This window comes from Halosolutus gelatinilyticus, assembly GCF_023028105.1.
Classification (GTDB): Archaea; Halobacteriota; Halobacteria; order Halobacteriales; family Natrialbaceae; genus Halosolutus; species Halosolutus gelatinilyticus.
In genome coordinates this window covers 3,392,247-3,410,247 of the sequence record NZ_CP095491.1, presented here as the reverse complement: position 1 = coordinate 3,410,247, position 18,001 = coordinate 3,392,247, and the positions used below count along the sequence as shown (strand labels likewise).

16 protein-coding genes are annotated in these 18,001 nt (G+C 63.3%); 6 read left to right on the top strand and 10 right to left on the bottom strand.

Translation table 11 applies throughout. From position 1 onward, the window contains the following. Positions 1–9 precede the first annotated feature (9 nt). Complete coding sequence (locus MUH00_RS16740; RefSeq protein WP_247000527.1) at positions 10–1,290, bottom strand: ABC transporter substrate-binding protein; 1,281 nt, start codon at positions 1,288–1,290, stop codon at positions 10–12. 186 nt (positions 1,291–1,476) lie between these two features. Here MUH00_RS16740 and MUH00_RS16735 point away from each other — a divergent pair, with 186 nt between their 5' ends. Both MUH00_RS16735 and MUH00_RS16730 read left to right on the top strand, forming a co-directional pair. Further along, positions 1,477–2,886 (top strand): class II fumarate hydratase, encoded by a 1,410-nt coding sequence (locus MUH00_RS16735; protein WP_247000525.1) that lies wholly within the window; start codon positions 1,477–1,479, stop codon positions 2,884–2,886. Positions 2,887–3,178: 292 nt separating this feature from the next. Next, positions 3,179–3,412 (top strand): transcriptional regulator, encoded by a 234-nt coding sequence (locus tag MUH00_RS16730; RefSeq protein WP_247000522.1) that lies wholly within the window; start codon positions 3,179–3,181, stop codon positions 3,410–3,412. Between the two features lie 169 nt (positions 3,413–3,581). Here the strand turns inward: MUH00_RS16730 and MUH00_RS16725 are convergent, their stop codons facing one another. From MUH00_RS16725 to MUH00_RS16715, 3 genes are all read right to left on the bottom strand, one after another. Continuing rightward, on the bottom strand, positions 3,582–4,433 hold the full coding sequence (locus MUH00_RS16725) for an ABC transporter permease subunit (RefSeq protein WP_247000521.1): 852 nt from the start codon (positions 4,431–4,433) through the stop codon (positions 3,582–3,584). Then, on the bottom strand, positions 4,430–5,395 hold the full coding sequence (locus MUH00_RS16720) for an ABC transporter ATP-binding protein (RefSeq protein ID WP_247000518.1): 966 nt from the start codon (positions 5,393–5,395) through the stop codon (positions 4,430–4,432). The genes MUH00_RS16725 and MUH00_RS16720 overlap by 4 nt, the downstream gene beginning before the upstream one ends. Positions 5,396–5,565: 170 nt before the next feature. Next, positions 5,566–6,198, bottom strand: a complete 633-nt coding sequence (locus tag MUH00_RS16715; protein WP_247000516.1) for a TetR/AcrR family transcriptional regulator — start codon at positions 6,196–6,198, stop codon at positions 5,566–5,568. 1,281 nt (positions 6,199–7,479) lie between these two features. Here MUH00_RS16715 and MUH00_RS16710 point away from each other — a divergent pair. Continuing rightward, positions 7,480–7,869 carry a DUF5805 domain-containing protein gene (locus tag MUH00_RS16710; RefSeq protein ID WP_247000515.1) on the top strand — a complete coding sequence of 130 codons (390 nt, stop codon included), beginning with the start codon at positions 7,480–7,482 and terminating at the stop codon, positions 7,867–7,869. Next, positions 7,862–8,893, top strand: a complete 1,032-nt coding sequence (locus tag MUH00_RS16705) for a tyrosine-type recombinase/integrase (protein ID WP_247000514.1) — start codon at positions 7,862–7,864, stop codon at positions 8,891–8,893. Before MUH00_RS16710 ends, MUH00_RS16705 begins: the two co-directional genes overlap by 8 nt. Positions 8,894–9,266: 373 nt before the next feature. Here MUH00_RS16705 and MUH00_RS16700 read toward each other — a convergent pair whose 3' ends face one another. From MUH00_RS16700 to MUH00_RS16675, 6 genes are all read right to left on the bottom strand, one after another. Beyond that, positions 9,267–10,193 carry a phosphoribosyltransferase HisG-related protein gene (locus MUH00_RS16700; RefSeq protein WP_247000513.1) on the bottom strand — a complete coding sequence of 309 codons (927 nt, stop codon included), beginning with the start codon at positions 10,191–10,193 and terminating at the stop codon, positions 9,267–9,269. A 52-nt stretch (positions 10,194–10,245) separates the two neighbouring features. Beyond that, positions 10,246–12,003, bottom strand: coding sequence for a midas domain-containing protein (locus MUH00_RS16695; protein WP_247000511.1), 1,758 nt, complete (start codon positions 12,001–12,003; stop codon positions 10,246–10,248). Between the two features lie 75 nt (positions 12,004–12,078). Continuing rightward, positions 12,079–12,915, bottom strand: a complete 837-nt coding sequence (locus MUH00_RS16690; RefSeq protein ID WP_247000510.1) for an MBL fold metallo-hydrolase — start codon at positions 12,913–12,915, stop codon at positions 12,079–12,081. Positions 12,916–13,009: 94 nt separating this feature from the next. Further along, a complete protein-coding gene (locus MUH00_RS16685; RefSeq protein ID WP_247000509.1) occupies positions 13,010–13,744 on the bottom strand; it encodes a DUF7344 domain-containing protein in 735 nt (244 codons plus the stop codon). A 216-nt stretch (positions 13,745–13,960) separates the two neighbouring features. Then, the gene (dph2, locus tag MUH00_RS16680) at positions 13,961–15,007 is read right to left on the bottom strand and encodes a diphthamide biosynthesis enzyme Dph2 (protein WP_247000508.1); all 1,047 of its coding nucleotides are present in this window, start codon (positions 15,005–15,007) and stop codon (positions 13,961–13,963) included. Positions 15,008–15,160: 153 nt separating this feature from the next. Then, complete coding sequence (locus MUH00_RS16675) at positions 15,161–15,763, bottom strand: HalX domain-containing protein (protein ID WP_247000507.1); 603 nt, start codon at positions 15,761–15,763, stop codon at positions 15,161–15,163. 188 nt (positions 15,764–15,951) lie between these two features. On the opposite strand from MUH00_RS16675, the gene MUH00_RS16670 reads away from it, so the two are divergent. Both MUH00_RS16670 and MUH00_RS16665 read left to right on the top strand, forming a co-directional pair. Next, positions 15,952–16,857 (top strand): cell division protein CdpA domain-containing protein, encoded by a 906-nt coding sequence (locus MUH00_RS16670; protein WP_247000506.1) that lies wholly within the window; start codon positions 15,952–15,954, stop codon positions 16,855–16,857. 97 nt (positions 16,858–16,954) lie between these two features. After that, positions 16,955–17,977, top strand: a complete 1,023-nt coding sequence (locus tag MUH00_RS16665) for a disk-shape morphogenesis protein volactin (RefSeq protein ID WP_247000505.1) — start codon at positions 16,955–16,957, stop codon at positions 17,975–17,977. Positions 17,978–18,001 lie beyond the last annotated feature (24 nt).

Genomic DNA, 18,001 nt, shown 5'->3' with positions numbered 1-18,001 from the left:
GACTGAGGGTTAGAAGACGTTCATGAACCCGTTCGTCGCGTCGTCGACGTTGTACGGATCCGCGAAGTTGTTGCTGAGCACTCCTTCGAGATCGGGCTGAGTTTTCTGGTCGACGGCGAGGCCGTGGGCGAGCGTCGGCGGCTTCTCGGAGGCGTTGTTGAAGTCGTCGATCGTGTCCGTGAGGTAGGCGTTGAAGTCGTCGGTGGGCGTATCCATCCGCGTCGGGATCGATCCCTTGTACTGGTTGAACGCGACCTGCGCCCGCTCGCTGCCGACGAATCGCAGCCAGGCGGCCGTCTCTTCGGGGCTCGGGTTGTCGCTCGGGTAGATGAACGAGTCGATGTGGAGGGTGTAGTAGTCTTCCGTGCCCGGGTACCGGATGGCATCCCACTCTTCGCCGTACTCGAGTTCCTCCGCGATGTACGCACCGGCGACCCAGTTCCCCTGGTGGATGAACGCGGCGTCGCCGCTCATGATGTCCTGGTTGACTTCGGTGAAGTTGACCGTGACGGCGTCGGCGTTGATGTAGTTGTCGAGGATCTCCTCGAGCGTCTCGAACGTCGATCGCACCTGCTCCTCGTCGCCGTTCCCCTCGATGAAGCTCATGTAGGCGTCGTAGCCGTGCTCGCCGAGCATCGTCTGGGCCCACGTCTGGAGGATACACCACGGCTCGAGCGACATCGCGAGCGGTGTCGCGTCGGTCTCGGACTGGACTGCGTCCAGCGCGTCGATGAACGCGTCGGCGCTGTCGATCGACTCGGGGTCCACGCCCGCCGCTTCGACGACCTCGACGTTGTAGAAGAGGTCGTTCATCCGGTGGGAGCCGATCGGCACCGCCGAGAAGCCGTCGTTGTACTGGCAGAGTTCGACGGCCTCCTCGGCGTGGGCGTCCTTCAGGTTGCCCTCGTCCCAGACCTCGGACTCGATGTCGCCGACGGCGTCCCCGTACTGCTCGAGGTTCGCGCCGGGCCAGCCGGCGAACGAACTCGGCGGATCGCGTCCCTGGAGACGATTCTTGACCGTATCGTCGAGGTTCTGGTTCCCGCCGCCGGCGATCGGCTTCTCCTCGAGGTTGACGTCGGGATGTTCGTCCTCGAACGCGCCGAAGAGCGCGTCGGCGGCATCGGCACCGTCGCCGTCGGTCCATCCGTGGAGGACTTCGAGCGCGTTGCCCCCGTCACCGTCGTCGTCACCGCCGCCCGTACACCCCGCGAGCGCGACGAGACTCGCGGTTCCAGTAATTCCGGCCCCCTTCAGAAGTCTTCGCCGAGAGAACGTACCCTTGGTCATTGTACTCCGGTTGACGTATACCGAGGACAGTACCTAATGGTTTTCGGTTATTAATTCGCCTTCGAATGAATTGTTTTCCCACCGTTCCGGAGCTCACCCGGAAAGTCGCTCGCGGCCGTCGGCGTCGGATCGATCCCCGGCGGCGGACCGGTGGATTTTACGCACCCGATCGCCAACCCAGAGGACATGAGCGAGGACTTCAGAGTCGAACGAGACAGCCTCGGAGAGATGCAGGTCCCGGCGGACGCCTACTGGGGCGCACAGACCCAGCGCGCCATCCAGAACTTCCCCATCTCGGGGATCACCTTCGGCCGGCGGTTCGTCCGCGCCCTCGGCGTCGTCAAGAAGGCCGCCGCGCAGGCCAACCGCGATCTCGGACTGATCGAGGAGGACGTCGCGGAGGCGATCGTCGCGGCCGCAGACGAGGTCATCGCCGGCGAACACGACGATCAGTTCCCCGTGGACGTCTTCCAGACCGGCTCCGGCACCTCGTCGAACATGAACGCCAACGAGGTCATCGCCAATCGCGCCGCGGAGATCATGGGCCACGGGATCGGCGATCGAGCGGTGCACCCGAACGACCACGTCAACTACGGCCAGTCGAGCAACGACGTCATCCCGACGGCGATGCACGTCGCCTCCCTCGAGGCGGTCGAGAAGGACGTTACGCCGGCTCTCGACACGCTTCGCGAGGCGCTCGAGGAGAAAGAAGAGGAGTTCGACGACGTCGTCAAGACGGGCCGGACGCACCTCCAGGACGCCACGCCCGTCACCCTCGGTCAGGAGTTCGGCGGCTACCGCACTCAGGTCGAGAAGGGACTCGCCCGCGTCGATAAGACTCGCGAGCACCTCGCGGAACTCGCCCTCGGCGGCACCGCCGTCGGGACGGGCCTGAACACCCACCCCGAGTTCCCCGGCCGCGCGGCCGAGTACATCACCAAGGAGACCGGCGTCCAGTTCCGCGAAGCCGACGACCACTTCGAGGCCCAGGCAGCCCACGACGCGATGAGCGAGGCCCACGGCGCGCTCCGCGTCGTCGCGGGATCGCTCAACAAGATCGCCAACGACCTCCGACTGCTCGCCTCCGGTCCGCGGAACGGCCTGGGCGAGATCGAACAGCCCGAGAACCAGCCCGGATCCTCGATCATGCCCGGCAAGATCAACCCCGTCGTCGCCGAGGCCGTCAACCAGGTCCACAAGCAGGTCGTCGGCAACGACGCCGCCGTCTCCGCCGGCGCCGCCGAGGGCCAGATCGACCTCAACCTCTACAAGCCCGTCCTCGCGCACAATTTCCTCCAGTCGGCGGAACTCATCTCGAACGCGAGCCGGGTCTTCGCCGAGCGCTTCGTCGCGAAGCTCGAGGCCAACCGCGAGCACTGCGAGACGGAAGTCGAGCAGTCGATGGCGCTCGCGACGTCGCTCAACGTCCACATCGGCTACGACAAGGCCAGCGACGTCGCCAAGACCGCGCTGAAGGAGGGCAAGACCGTCCGCGAGGTCGCCATCGAGAAGGACTACCTCACCGAGGCGGAGGCCGACGAGGTGCTCGACCCCCGGAAGATGACCGAGCGCGGCATCCTCGGCCGGGACGACTGATCGTCGCCGCCGATCGCTACTCCATCGACTGCCGATTGACCCGATAGCCGACCCACTCCGTCGAACACCTACCACCGTTTTGACACTGGTTCGATGACGACGGTTCCGCGCTCTCGATCGACCCAGTTCTGACAGGAAACGTAGAACACGGTTTCGAGTAAACTGGAAATACTGTGGTTCTTTCTTGCCGGAATGTTGATCCTAAATCGGGGCAGTAGCGCCGAATCAGTGCCACTCAGCGCGGAATAAAAGAACCCAAGCAGTTTTGAAGGAGGGTGTCGTCAGACGAAATATGCACACCTGTCGCAACTGTAACCAGTCATTCCAGACCGAGCTCGCCCTCGAGTTACACCGAGATACGTGCAAAAAGGGACAGCTTTTCTGTCAGGTATGTGGCGATCGATTTCGCGAACGCGACGCGACGCAGGACGGGTGGCATTACGAATGTCCGAACGAAGGCTGCGACGGCACCGGGCTGCAAGAAGACCTGTACCAGGTACGAGACGTCAAAGCGACGACGCAGTAGTCTCTGGCCGGCCGTTCTTCTCGCTTCGGTATCGGTTTGACGCTCTTCCACTCCCGCTCCCACTTGTAACACCGTTGGTTCCGCTCGCGGCGGTCGTTCCGATCATCGACCGCGTCGAGCATCGGGAAAATCGAGTCGAACGATCGAGGACGGACGGCGAGCCGGGGCGTTAGCTCAGCTTGGCCCGGCTGAATCGGTAGTAGCCGATGCCGAGCGGGAGCACGATCCACGCGACGACGAACACCCAGGCGAACCAGGTCTCGAGGTAGAACGGAACGTCGCCGGCGAGGCGATCGGCCGTCGGAACCGGCTCGACGCCGCCGATGTCGACGAGCGTCCAGGATATCGCGCCGATCGGTTCCCAGATGCCGAACCGCTCGACGAGTACGTACCACGTCGGGAGCCCGGTCGCGCCGGGGAACTCCCCCTCGAGAAGCCGATAGATCGCCATCGGAACCAACGTCCAGAGCCAATCGAAGACGATGTAGATGCCGAGGACACCGGCGACGGCTTTCGAGCGCGTGCTGACCGACGCGGACACGCCGACGGCGACCGACACGTACACCAGCCCCGTGATGATCGTCAGCGCCAGGAGTCCGACGTAATCGGCGGCGTCGAACCCGTCGTAGAGCGCAACGATCACGACCGCACCGACCAGGAAGCCGATCACCGTCGAAACGGTGACGACGGCGGTCCGTCCTACCACTTTGCCGGCGACAACGTCGAAGCGGGTGTTCGGCAAGCCGAGCAGGAAGCGGATGCTTCCCGACTCGCGTTCCTTGACGATCGACTGATACCCGACGACCAGCCCGATGATCGAGGCCATCAGCACGATCCACGTGAACATGAAGCTCATCGCATCGTCGAATCCCGGAGCGGGCCCCTGGCCGGGAACGTGAATGAGGTTCGGAATCGCCGAGATGCCCGCCACGATCAGGACCGTCAGCGCGGATAGCGCCCAGAACACCTTCGAGCGAACCGCGTCTTCGAAGTCCTTGCGGGCGATGTGTGCCCAGCTCATGCGTCCGATCCCTCCGGGGTCGCCGCGGGTTTCGGTTCACTCGCCGCCTCCGACCGATCGTCGCGCGTGTAGGCGGCGAAGAGGTCCTCGAGGGACGGCTCCTGGCTCGTGATGTCCGTGACCACCGCACCGGTCTCCTCGACGGCGTTGATGATCACCGCCTTCCGCCTCGAGTCGGCGAGCGCCGCCGAGATCTCGGTGCCGTCGACGAACACATCGGCGACGCCGTCGAGCGCTTCGAGGGCGGGGACGAGGTCGTCGTTGACGGCGTCAACGGTGACGGTCAGTCGGGAGTCCGCGTCGAACTGCTTTTTCAGCGCGCCGATGGTGTCTTCGGCGACGAGTCGACCGGATCGCATGATCCCCACGCGATCGCAGATGGCCTCGACCTGCTCCATGATGTGACTCGAGAAGAACACCGTCGCGCCGCGCTCGTTCTCCTCGCGGATGATCTCGCGCATCTCCCTGGCGCCGTTCGGGTCGAGGCCAGAGGAGGGCTCGTCGAGGATGAGGAGTTCGGGTTCGCCGACGAGCGCCATTGCAAGGGCGACGCGCTGTCGCATGCCGGTCGAGAAGCCGCCGGTCTTCCGGTCGGCCGCGTCGGTCATGCCGACCCGCTCGAGGAGGGCGTCGGGGTCGTCGTCCGTCCCCTTCGTGTTGATGGCGAACTGAACGTGTTTGCGGGCGGTCAGCCGCCCGTACATCCCGAAGTTCTCGGGGAGGATCCCGATCGATTGGCGAACGTTGACGGACTCGCGTTCGATGTCGTATCCAACGACCGTTCCCGTTCCCGACGACGGCGGAATGAACCCGAGTAGCATGTTGATGGTCGTCGACTTCCCGGCGCCGTTCGGGCCGAGAAAGCCGTAGATTTCGCCGTCGTGGACGGTTAAATCGAGCGACTCGACGGCCGTGACGTCGCCGAACTGCCGGGCGAGCGCGCTCGTCTGTATTGCTGGCACGGTTGATCGTTTATTTTCCAGATGGCAAACAGCATAAGCTCTCCTATCGAGACCGCGAGCTGCTCGATGCTGGCACGAACGCTGCCAGCACGCGTCTAGCTGTTCCACCGGACGATTCCGCGCCCCTCTCGCATGCAATCGTCCTCCAGAACTCCGTGAACCCCTAACCGCTAGCTCGGCGACCGATCCTCCGGCGATCGGACCAACTGCGGGATGACGATCCGATCGATCATCGCTCGCGTCTCGGCGGGCGCGTCGTCGTGCCCCAGGAAGATCTTCTTCACGTGTGCGCCGGTGACGAGGTCGTCGATGAAGTTCGCCGTCCGAACCGGGTCGATCTCCTCAAACTCCCCTCGGTCGATTCCCTCCTGAATGATGTCGCGTATCCGTTCGACGAATTTGGTGTACAGTCGATCGAGCTGTTCTTGATGGTCCGGATTGTGGTGCGCCTGCGACATGATCTCGTAGATCGGGGTCATGAACACCCAGAAGTCGACTTCGTCCATTCCCGATCCCAGGAGAATCAAATCGATCTCGTGGTTCAACTTCGTCAACGGATCGGCGTCCGGATCGTGATCGAAGTGATCGTCGCCGTATTCGATGAGGAACGAGAGGAGTTCCGTTATCAGTTCGTCCTTCCCGTCGAAGTAGTGGTTGATCAGCTGCCGACTCTTTTCGAACTCGTCGTCGATGTGCCTGACTCTCACGTTCGTGTAACCGTTCTTCGACAGTGCGACGAACGTCGCCCAGATGAGTTCCTCGTACGTCTCGTCTGGAATCGACGGGGGCTTCGTATCGGTCATCGTCGGGGATTTCGCTCAAGGATAGTTACCGAGACGGCTTGAACTGTTCTCATACGCTCCTAGCGACCATCCGGTGAACCGAAACTCTCAGTCGGCGGACCGGATCTGCGAGTTCGGAACTCCCCGTTTGGATATAGCAATATGAGATTTACCAGTCCGATCTCGGCCGAACACGTCCTGAATTACTATTCCAGGTGAGAGTACCTCTCTCCGGAATTGGCGAGGTGGAGTACTTCGAACGGACCGTGATCGGTCGCCGGTCGTCGTTTCCGTCCGTATTCGGTGGGTTCTCGATCACGTCGATCGCAGGTTACGCCCGTTCACCGGATCTCGAACGGGCACTCGCGTTTCGCGGACGAACGTTACGGATCCCCCGAAGCGCCGCAGGCGGTGGACGATCGCGTCGACGGCAAGGTGGCCCATAGTATCGATATGACGAGCCCCACAGCGTGAAGGCGTTCTGAACCTGCTGATAGGAAAGATGTGGTCACGCACGAAGGACAGAGCACGGATTTCAGGGTGCAACCGTCTACAGCCACATCGTCGGAGTCGGAACCGATACGATAACCGGCGACGTCAGGGCGTCATCCTGCAAACACCCATCGGACGTTCACGTGGGCATCGATACGAGTACCATCGACCGAGACGAACGAAGAGAGCCCGCAGTCTCGCCTGGCACCGATCGATCGGTCCGATCCGACGCGACGGAGGAAATCGGCGAACAACAGAGCCGGATCTGACGGTCGGTACCGACGCCTCGGTCGGCCCCAGATCCGGGGTCGGACGATGGGTCGGTTCGAAGGAATCGGTTCGACGGTAGCGGCGATTGATCCGAAGATCGAGTGATGGACGCGGCGTTCGTAATATCTATATGACACGTTCGGCTCCCCGGGAGTCGAATTCGACTACCCCGTTTTCCGGCCGTAACCCCTAGGGTGTGGCCGCCGAAAACGGGTGCGGAGATCTATAGCACTCCTGTCAACTATTGCGGTATTGGCCTACCGTAGGTGTCTATCTTCCTACATCATGGGCAGGCCGTACGGGAAAAGAGTGTAACCAGATGACACCATCCGCCGAGAGATCTCGTTTCGGGAGGCTGGTCGAACGCTGCCGTGGGAATTGATTATATCCCTCTATAGTACTGAAAATGGCGGTTTGATGGTGATAGATACACAAATAATGTATTAACCGGGCGGGATATGCAGGCCCATCCAGCGAAATAAATGCCCTTATTTGTGAATGTGGGATACAGTGAAGTGTCTCGACTGCGTGGACGTTCGTATGACCGACGACGATCGAGTCGCGGTGAAGACGTACGTCCCGCGATACCAGAAAGAGCACTGGCGCGAGCACGCCGACGAACTCGAGATGAGCCAGAGCGAGTTCGTTCGGACGATGGTCCAGGCCGGACGCCGGGAGTTCGAGGTTCCGTCTGCGGGCGAGTCGACCCGGACAGAATCGGCGCCGGAGCCCGACGGCGACGACGAGTTCGACGACCGAATCCTCGCCGTGCTCGATCGACGGGGTGCACTCGGCTGGGACGACCTCGTCGACGCGCTGATCGACGACGTCGAAGACGAACTCGACGCAACGCTCCAGCGGCTCCAGGACGAGAACCTGGTCCGGTACAGCGGCCGAGACGGCGGATACGTGCTCACGAACGATGAGTGAAGGCGCACAGCGGACTCATGCGGTCGAGTACTTCCTCCAGGACATCGAGCACCACGGCCGGAACGAACGGACGGCAGCCGCCTATGAACGGGTGCTGACCGACTACGAGGCGTTCCTCGAGGAGCGCTTCGACGAAGCGCCGGCGGAGGCGAGTTACCGGGACTGTATGGCCTACATCCACGAGCTTCGCTCGACTCACTCGGAGAGTACCGTCGCGACCTACGCGTCGTATCTCAACCGGTTTTACGGCTACTTAGAGCGGGTCGGCCACGCGGACGAGAACCCGATGACGGTCGTGCTCGAAGAGATGACCGAGTCGATCGAGGCGAACCCGACGCGACGGGATATCACGCTCCCGGAAATGCGATCGTTCGTCGCGGGTATCCGCCACCCGCTACATCACGCCCTCGTCGTCACGCTGCTGAAAACCGGTATCCGAGCCGGCGAACTGTGCAATCTCGACCTGATCGATCTCAACCTCGACCACGAGGCCCAGACGCGACAGCCCCGCGCTCACATCGCCGGGCGACCGGACTCGCTGTTCGTCTCGTCGGAGCACACCTACGGCCGCGAGTCGGGCGGTGAGCGCCGTCAGGCCTCGAACAAGCGAAAGCGAGAGACTGTCATTCCGATCGACGACGAACTGAAGGACGCGCTCGTCCGCTGGCTCGCGATTCGTCCCGATCGGCCGCCAAAATCGGGTCGATCGGCCGATCCGCTATTTCTCGGAACGGCGGATCGGTGGGGCCGACGGCTAACGCCTAATATCGTCCATCACACCGTCGAAATGTACGCCAGGGACGCCGGCTGGTACAGAACCGGCGGCGGCGCGTCCGAGAACGTGACGCCACACTACTTCCGGCACTTCTTCACGACCCATCTCCGGGATCGGACCGGCGATCGCGGGATCGTCCAGTACCTCCGCGGCGACGTTGCGAGCGACGTGATCGACACCTACACCCACAACTGGGGCGATCGGGTTCGCGAGACCTATCTCGAACACATCTACTCCCTGGCGGAGTAACGATTCGCGCTCCGAGAGAACGTGTTTCTCTACGGGTTCGACGACCCGTCGATCGACCGTGCGAGACCTGATTACTGGGTGATTTCAGACGCTGTTCCGTCTCGTTCGAAAACGAGCCCGTCCGATATCGGACCGATAAACCATATTCCGATATATCTAACTTCGGGGTAGAGCCGGACACGCCAAGGCCGATTCCCGGCGGTTCGGCTCCGCATCGTTCCGGTTTGTTCGGATCTTGGCGTTTCGTTCGGTACTCGATCGAGCAGAGAGGAGCGTCTGCGGGTAACGAGGAACCCGAGAATCGGCGACTACCGTTCGAGCAGGTTTGCGGCGGCGATTGAGGACGGGACGGGTTCACCCGGCCGGCGATCGCTCACAGCTCGACCGCGAGTTCCGTCTCTTCGGTCCCGTTCGCGAGCAGCGATCGAACCGCGGCGATCGACTCCGTGACTTCCGGCGTACTCTCAAGCAGGACGGTCTCGCTCGGGAAGAGTTGCTCGCCGAGTATCAGCCCGTGTTCGCGAGCGGTCGATCCGGTCATCGTCAGGTAGACGCCCGCGCCGGCGTCGGCGATCGCGGCTTCCTCTTCCGTCCCTTCCGGCGGGTACTCGAACGAGACGCCGTCGAGCGTTCGGGTTCCGAGCACGGCTTGAACGAGCCGCTCGTACCGCGGCTCGATGCAAAGCGGCCCCTCGTAGGACTCGAGGAACGATCGATCGAGCGACGTCGACGCGGGCACCGTTTCGGGGGTGGCCATCAGGGTGTGATACACCGTGTCGCCGAGTCCCGTCACCACGCGCACGTCCGTGTCCGCGGGGTTGATCCGAGCGTTGACGTCCGCGATCCGATCGAGCGGTTCCGGTCGGAGTTCGACGACCTCTTCGAGGACGAGGTCGGCGCTGTCGAATCCGAGCGCGAACTCGTGCGTGCGAAGCGCGCGAAAGGGCTCCTCGCGCCCGATCAACTGGATCTCGGTGCCGTCGGGAACGCCGTCGACGCCGCCGATCGGGATCGTCACGCTGTCGAAGACGATCCGCCGGGGCTTTCCGGCCCTGGCGTCGCGTACGAGCGTGTACTCCGGTTCGGTGGGATCGTCGACGGCGCTGTAGGCGGCGAGACGATGGTAGACGTCCTCCTCGTCGGGGGAGACCGTCCCCTTCGTAAGCGCCTTTTCGTGTCGGAGCGTCGAAGTGACGTCGTCCGCGAGAGCGGAAACGTCGAGTCGCCCCGCGAGGCGGTCAAACACTGACTCGAGCGGCCGCCCCTTCCGCGGAATTGCGATCGGAATCGTCTCGCCCATCGGTCAGTCATCGACAGGCGACGGATAAACGAGTTGCGTTTCGCGAACCGGCTCAGCTGTCGGAGAACATCGACCCGAGCTGATCGCGCCAGGACTGAATGTCGGTGACGTCCTCGCGAACCGCCTCCAGTTCGCCCTCGAGATCGTCGAGGTCGGATCCCAGTTCGTCGACGTTCTCGTCGAGGTCGTTCACGTCGGTTTCGAGGGTATCCACGTCGCCTTCGAGGTCGTCGACGTCGTCGTCGATCGTCGCGACGTCGTCCGCGACGTCTTCGAGATCGGTTTCGATGGTATCGGCCCGGTCGACGAGATCGGTCTCGACGTCGAGAACGTGGTCTTCGGTGTCGGTGAGGCGCTCGTCCATCGCGCCGAGGTCGGATTCGAAATCGGCGAGTCGCTCCTTGAACTCCTCGATCAACTGGTCGCCGGTACCGTGTTCGTCGAGAAACGCCTCGAGCGCGTCGGTGTACGCGGCGACCTCCTCGATCCGCGACTGGAGGTGATCGACCTTCGCCACGTCGGACCCGGTGAGTTCGACCTCGAGCTCGGCTCGGAGCACCTCGAGATCGTCGTCGTCGACCTCGTCGTTTCGGAGCTCCGCGGCGAGACGCGCGGCGATCGATTCGGCCGAGTCGGGGGCGGGCGCCGATTCGTCGTCGATCGCGAGGTCGGATTCCTCGACGTCGGTATCCGTCTCGTTCGCATCCGGGTGCGCGCCGTCGCCGGATTCGGCGTCGGACGCCCCGTCAGACTCCGGTTCCGTACCGCCGACGTCGATCGTGACCGTCTGTTCGGGCTCCTGCTCGGACGCGGCGTCCGGGTCCGCCTCGGGGTGGCTCGATCCGTCGACTTCCTCCGCGTCCGTCTCCGGTTCGTCGACGTCGGCCGCTGCCGCTTCGAGATCGAGGTCGATCTCGGGTTCGTCGATCTCGTCCTCGGGCGACTCGTCGCCGACGGCGTCGTGAGTGTCGTCCGCTTCGAGATCGATCGACTCGTCGGCCTCCTCCGAACCCGTCTCGTCGACGTCGTGGGCGTCCGACTCGTCGAATTCGAGATCGATTTCGACGCCGTCCGATCCGGCGTCATCATCGTCGCCAGCGTCCGCCGGATCGTCGCCGGGTTCCGGAATCTCGTCGTCGTCGAACCCGAGATCGATGTCCGGCGTCTCGTCGTCCGCCTCGCCGTCATCCGCGGCGTCCACCGGTTCGGGTTCGGGATCGACGTCGCTGAGATCGAGATCGAGTTCCCCGTCCGCGTCTCCGAGGGCGGACTCGTCGCTATCGGCTCCAGTCGGCTCGTCGTCTCTCGGGTCGTCCTCGAGACCCGGAACTGTGGTTGACTCACCAGAGAGCATGTCCTTTACGGGCTGGTTCCGATCGTCGGAGACGATGCTGCCGATGACGTCGTCGTCGACCTCGTCGGCGTCCGAACCGCTCTCCTCGCCCGGGTCGACTTCGACGATCGCCGGGTCTGCGAGGAACTCCGTCGCCTCGCTTTCGTCGTCGATCCGGATGCCGTACACCGTGACGAGTTCCCCGTCCGGCTCGATCGTGCCGGTGAACTCGACGTGGTTGTCCTGGAACGCGGTCCAGTCCTCGCTGTAGTAGTCCGGGTGGAACCCCACCCTGTCCATCGGAAACGATTCGGGGATATCTTCGGAGAGTCGGAACCTGACGTCGTCGTCGTGATCCGAGTGGATCTCGAACCGGATCGCAGGGACGGGAAACTCATCCGCCGTGAAGGTTTTCCGGACCGTCAACCCATCGGCGCTGACCTCGATCACGTCGTCCGTGTCGGCGGTGCTACTCATGAACCCAACGTTACCATACCACTACTATAAATTGTACGGAGGATCTCGAATTCGGAACGGTTCCCCTTCGAGCCCCTAGAGATCGACGCGATCGCCGATCTCGACGACCTCGAGTCGGCGCGGGTACTCGAATGACTTCGCGTGGTGGTGGAGCACTTTCGGATCCGAGGTGAGCCCGCGCCACATGTCCCAGTGACTCGGAAGGAGTCGATCGAGCCGCAGGTCGGCGGCGGCCTCGACGATCTGGTTTTCGTCGTTGTACCAGCGGGTTCGCTCGGGTTCCCGAGTTTCCTTGTCCGGAATCCGTCCCACGGTTCCGAACGCGAGGACGCCGAGATCGATGTCGTACTGCTCGCCGATACGTTCGAACTCGTCGGACGGTTTGGTGTCGCCGCCGTGGAAGAACGTCCCGGCGTCGTGTTCGAGTACGTAGCTCACCGGGTGGGTGGCGTCGGGGTCGAACGCGTCCTCGACGTGGAGCGTGAACTCCCCGATCTCGACGGTATCGCCTTCGGCGACGTCGGCGAACTGGTCCTCGCCGACGTCCCACTCGTCGGTCCAGTGTTCTTCGCGCGCGACCGCGAGGCTATCGTCGGGGGCGTAGAGGGTTGCGCCCGCGTTCGCGAGGAGTGGTCCCTGGCTCGGGCCGTCGACGTGATCGGTGTGTTCGTGCGTCGCGAGCACGGCGTCCGCCTCGGCGACGTCGGCCGGGTCGAACGGCACGGGGATCATCCGGACGGTCCGTGGCGGATCGCCGAGTCCGACGTACGGATCGATGAAGATCGTCGTCCCCTCGCGTCCTTTCAGCACGAAGCCGTTGCAGCCGAGGTACCAGATCGCCACCCCGTCCGGGTCGGCGTCTTCGACGTCGCGAACCAACCAGTCTCCCCAGTCGCTCTGGATCTGCGTCATACCGGGGAGTGCGTACAGCGACCGCGTAAGTGTTGTTGTTACCGATCGAGCGACGAATCGCGGCGGGCGCGAGCACCGGTGGACGCTTCGTTCTTCAGTCGCCGGATCGCGCGAAACCCGCAACTCGCGCGACGAGCGCCGTCATCGCGTTGCGCGACGCGCGCAAGCGATCGTGCGCTTCGGGATCGTCCAGACCAGGCCACTCGTCGCGGAGCATGGGGTGGCCCTCGTAGGCGACGCGGGACTCGTCGATATCGTACGCGACGAGGTCAGCGTCGGCGAGCGCCGGGAGGTGGACGTGAACGAGCGAAGCGAGCACTCGATCGACGCGGTCGGCCGGGATCGAATCCGGAGCGGCCCCGGTCTCGCGTTCTGCGACCGCCCTCGCGAGTGCTTGCGTCGAGACGGGCTGATCTCGGGCTTCGAGCGTACACAGGATCGCGCGCCGCCGTTCGTCGGCGATCGCCCCGAACACCGCATCGAGCTCGCCGGGCGGTTCGTCGGCGAAGGTTTTTGTGAGGGCCGTCGTCTCGAACGCCCAGTGGTCGGTGGCGACGACGCCTCCATCGTCGGTCTCCGCGATTACGCCGGCGTTCTTCAGCGCCGGTAGGTCGCGGTGGTGGAGTTCGACCCTGACGCGCCGATCGTCGTCGGTACGGCTATCAGTCAGTACCGCTGCGACCCGGCGACTAAGCTCGTCTTTCCCGACCGGGGCCGGTGACCGTTCGGCGACGAAACGAACGATTTCGCGCCGTCGGGGGGACGCCATGGCCCGATACACCGTGTTCAGGGACTGCGCCGATCGGTCCGCGATTTCCGAGTTAGTCATCGACTACTGCTCGGGTCGGTTCGGGCAAAAGTACTCCTCCAAAGAAGTTTGGGATCATCCATCAGTTACTGGGAAGAATAGGATAATTGAATTAATATCTCTGTTTTTCCACCCGTTCGATATTCGGTTTCGTGTAAAAGGACACAATCTCATACTCGAACGACCGTCACTTCGCGACGAAACTCAGCGAATCGTGACGCGGGTTCTCGACGTCGCTTACCAGGTGCCGTGGAAGGTGTCGAACGAGAGGCTGTCGAGCGGTTCGTCGCCCACGGCGATCCGGTACTCGCCCGGCGTGAGCATCGGCTTGTGGAATCGCGGACCGTCGTCGGTCGTAATCCGCGGACAGCCGGTGTTGACGAACGCGTCCATGTCGAAGTTCCGCAGGCGATCGGGCGTCACCTCGTCCATCGTGATGAGGTAGGCGTCGTCGTTGTCCGCGAGGATCTCCTGGGCGGTCTCCCAGCGGCCCTGCCCGATCTTGGTGCAGAAGATCACGCCCCACTTCTCGGCGTCCATCGCCCGGTGGACGGCGCCGTAGCGCTGTTTCAGGAACTTCTCCGTGTCGGCGACGGTGACGACGTTGTTGACCGGATCGGCGATGACGACGTGCTTGTCGGGGTGTTCCATCGCCAGCCCGAGCGGGTGGAACTTCCCGCCGCCGACGTAGAGGACCTGATCCGCGGGCACGTCCGCGCTCGCGTAGTTGCACCCGAGCACCTGCCCCTCGTGGGTCAGCCGATCGTCGCCGCGACGGCTGTGAACTTCGTAGCCCCGTTCTTCGAGGAACTCCCGCATCTCCTCGTAGCGGTTCATGTGCTGGGCCGTGGTGACGAGGCCGACGCCGCCGGTCTCTTCGGGCGGTTCGAGGGTGTCGAGTGCCTCCTTCATGATCGGCGTGACGTCGACGTTCGAGAACAGGGGGACGTAGATCACCTTGTCCGTGTCCTTCATCGGCGAGTGGCCGAAGTGGACGAACACGTCGGTACGTTTCATCAGGTAGGTGTCGAGGTCGCAGGCCCCGTAGCACGGCTGGCCCGAGAGCATGAACGTCACGTCGTCGGTCAGTTCCCGGAGATCGTCGGCGACGGCCGGCCCCCGTCGCTTCAGCCCCTCGGGGAACTGGAGCCCGACCTTCGCGGCGTCTCGCTCCTCGATCGCGTCGACGATCTGTTCGAGTTCGTAGTCCCACTCGCGATCGTGCTTGAGACGCATTCCCGTGTTCCTGAGGTCCCCCTCGCTGTACTCCGGCTCCTGGCTCATTGGCCCACATTATGGCCTCGGACGTATAACGCCGACGCTTCGGGGACCGACCGCGCTCGAATACCGTGGCGCGGACCGCACCGCTCGGGACTCTCGGTATCGGCGTCGGAACCGTATTCGGTTCGATACCGACGATCGGCGCGAACGACGCCGTCACGGGAGCCAGGTGGTCCGCTGCACGCGCGGGCGGCCGGCGAAATCGGGCGTCTCGAAGGCGGCCCGGAAATCCTCGGCGTCGAACTCCGTCGTCGCGTCGTTCAGGTCGTCGAGGAGAACGGCGATACGACGGCAGAGTTCCTGGTACTCCTCGTCGCGTTCGAGTTCCGATCGGGAGCGAGCCGCCTCGAGCGCGGCGCGCTCGGCCGCGAGGTTCGCACACTCGGCGAGTCGATCGTCGTATCGGGCGCGGCTGCGAAGGCGCTCGACGATCTCGACGAGTTCGTCCCGTTCGACGGGATCGTCGAGGGATTCGTGACAGGTGACGCGCAGAACGTCCGTCTCCGGTTCGACGGTGCCGGCCAACGCGATCGTTCGGTCGCGTTCCCGCCGATCGATCTCCCGGGCGAGTACGTCGCCGGACGGGGCCGGAAAGACCCGATCGAGGAGCGCGACGTCGACGTCGTCGAGGTCCTCGCGGGTGCCGTCACCGTCGATCACCGTTGTCACTCGGTACCGATCCGAGAGCCAGCCTTCGAACTGCTCGACGACGCCTGGCTCGTCGGCGACGACGAGGACGGTGTACGTGTCGTCCGGCATTTATTGCTGTGAGACAACGTACCGACTACCTCCGTATCAAAGTATTTTATCCGAGCCGATAGTTCAGATCGCCTATCAGGTCGATCGGACGAGCGATCGCGAGACGGCTGCGGCTCCGATAACATAACGAACGAAAAACACGTTATTCGACCCAACAGTCATAGTACTGGAGTGTAAACCGGGTGCCTATGACAGCGGAACGGCGCCCGAGCGGCTACCTCTTCGATCTCTATCGCCAGTACATCGGCGAACCGGAGGATCGAACGGACGTCTACCTCGGCTTCGGACTGTTCCTCGGTGGGATCGGCCTTGCAATCGTCGCACTGCTCCTGTACCTGTGGAGCAGCACGTTCGAGCCACGTTCACCGGCACATCTCACGTGGGCGGAGCCCGCGTACGCGGTGGCGATGGTTTCGCTTCCGATCCTGATGCTCGGGATCGTCGTCCTGCTCCCCTCGGAGCGTCGCGTCCTGTACGCGTCGATCGCCGGTGTCCTCGTGACGATCGTGGCTGTCGGCGCTTTCCTCTACGCCTACCCGGTCGACTGGAACGGCTACAACGCCGACTACACCGCGGAGGTCGTTGCGGTCTACGCCGTGGGACTCGCCTCGATCACGGCGTCGACCGGCGCGGCGCTGATCGCCCATTACCTCGACATGGCTCGCACCGTCGAACGGGTCGAAGCGGCCGACGACGAATCCGAGGACGAATCGTACACCGACGAGGAGATCCGGCGAGATATCGACGGCGCGATGGAGGGCGTCGACCTCTCGTGGGGCGGCGTCGAGAAGACGGATCATACGCGTCTGAACTTCTCGAACGACGAGTTCGACGACATCGACGTCGACGTCGACACCGTCGCGAAGAAGACTCGATCGACCGGCGTCGACGCGCAAGTCGCCGGACTCAAGGGCCTGAAAGGCGGCGAGACGAAGACGACGACGTCCAGCTCAACGGTCGACGAGCAGACGCAGAAGTTGAAAGAACTCCGCGAACAGAAACGCGCGGAGGAGGCGGCCGCCGAGGGGGCCGAGAGCGGGTCATTACTCTCGACGCTTCGGTCCCGGTTCCGGGCGTTGTTCGCCCGGGAGTAACAGTCTCGACGACGTATAAATACGGCTTTCGCGAGTTACTCTCATAATTGAAATTAATGCACATAGATTTATAATCCGTCAGTGGCCTTGGCAAACCATGGCCAAAGGCCTAGACGTTGGTACGATGAACATCCTGTCCGCACAGCAGGATGGTAACGACACGGTGTTCGTGCAGCAGCGGAACTCCTTCGTAGAGATCGAGTACTCGGACATGGCCGAGCAGATGCTCTCGCGAAGCGAAGTACTCCACATCCGCAAGGACGACAAGGTGTACGTCGTCGGCGACGACGCCCTCAACTTCGCGAACATCTTCAACAAGGAGACCCGTCGACCGATGAAACACGGGATCCTCTCGAACGACGAGAAGAGCGCGATCCCGATGATGAAACTCATCATCGAACAGGTCGTCGGCGAGCCCGCCTATCCCGACGAGAAGCTGTACTTCTCGTCTCCGGCGGATCCGATCGACTCGGATCTCTCGACGCTGTACCACCAGAAGACGATCGAATCCTTCCTCGACGACATGGGCTACGACTCCGAGCCGATCAACGAGGGGATGTCCGTCATCTACAGCGAACTCGCGGACAACAACTTCACCGGCCTCGGGATCAGCTTCGGCGCCGGCATGACGAACGTCTGTCTGGCGTACTACGCGGTGCCGGTCATGAAGTTCTCCGTCGCCCGCGGCGGCGACTGGATCGACGAGCAGGCCGCCCGCGCGACCGGGACGCCGGTCGACAAGGTGACCTCGATCAAGGAGGACGACTTCGAACTCGACTTCACGACGGACGTCGGCGGCGTCGAAGGGGCCCTCTCGATCTACTACGAGAACCTGCTCGATTACGTGATCGAGAACATCGTCGCGGAAGTCGACGACGAGGACGTGGAGGAAGGCCTCGACGTCCCCGTCGTCGTCACCGGCGGCACCTCGAGTCCGAGCGGGTTCGAGGCGCTCTTCCGCGACCACCTCGAGGACGCGAATATTCCGTTCTCGATCAGCGGCGTCACGCACGCGGACGAACCCCTCTACAGCGTGGCCCGCGGTGGACTCGTCGCCGCCCGCTCCGACGAGGACATCGACCACAAGGAAGAGGCCGAAGCGCCCGCGGCAAACGAGTAACGCCCTCGCTTTTCCGTTTCCAGT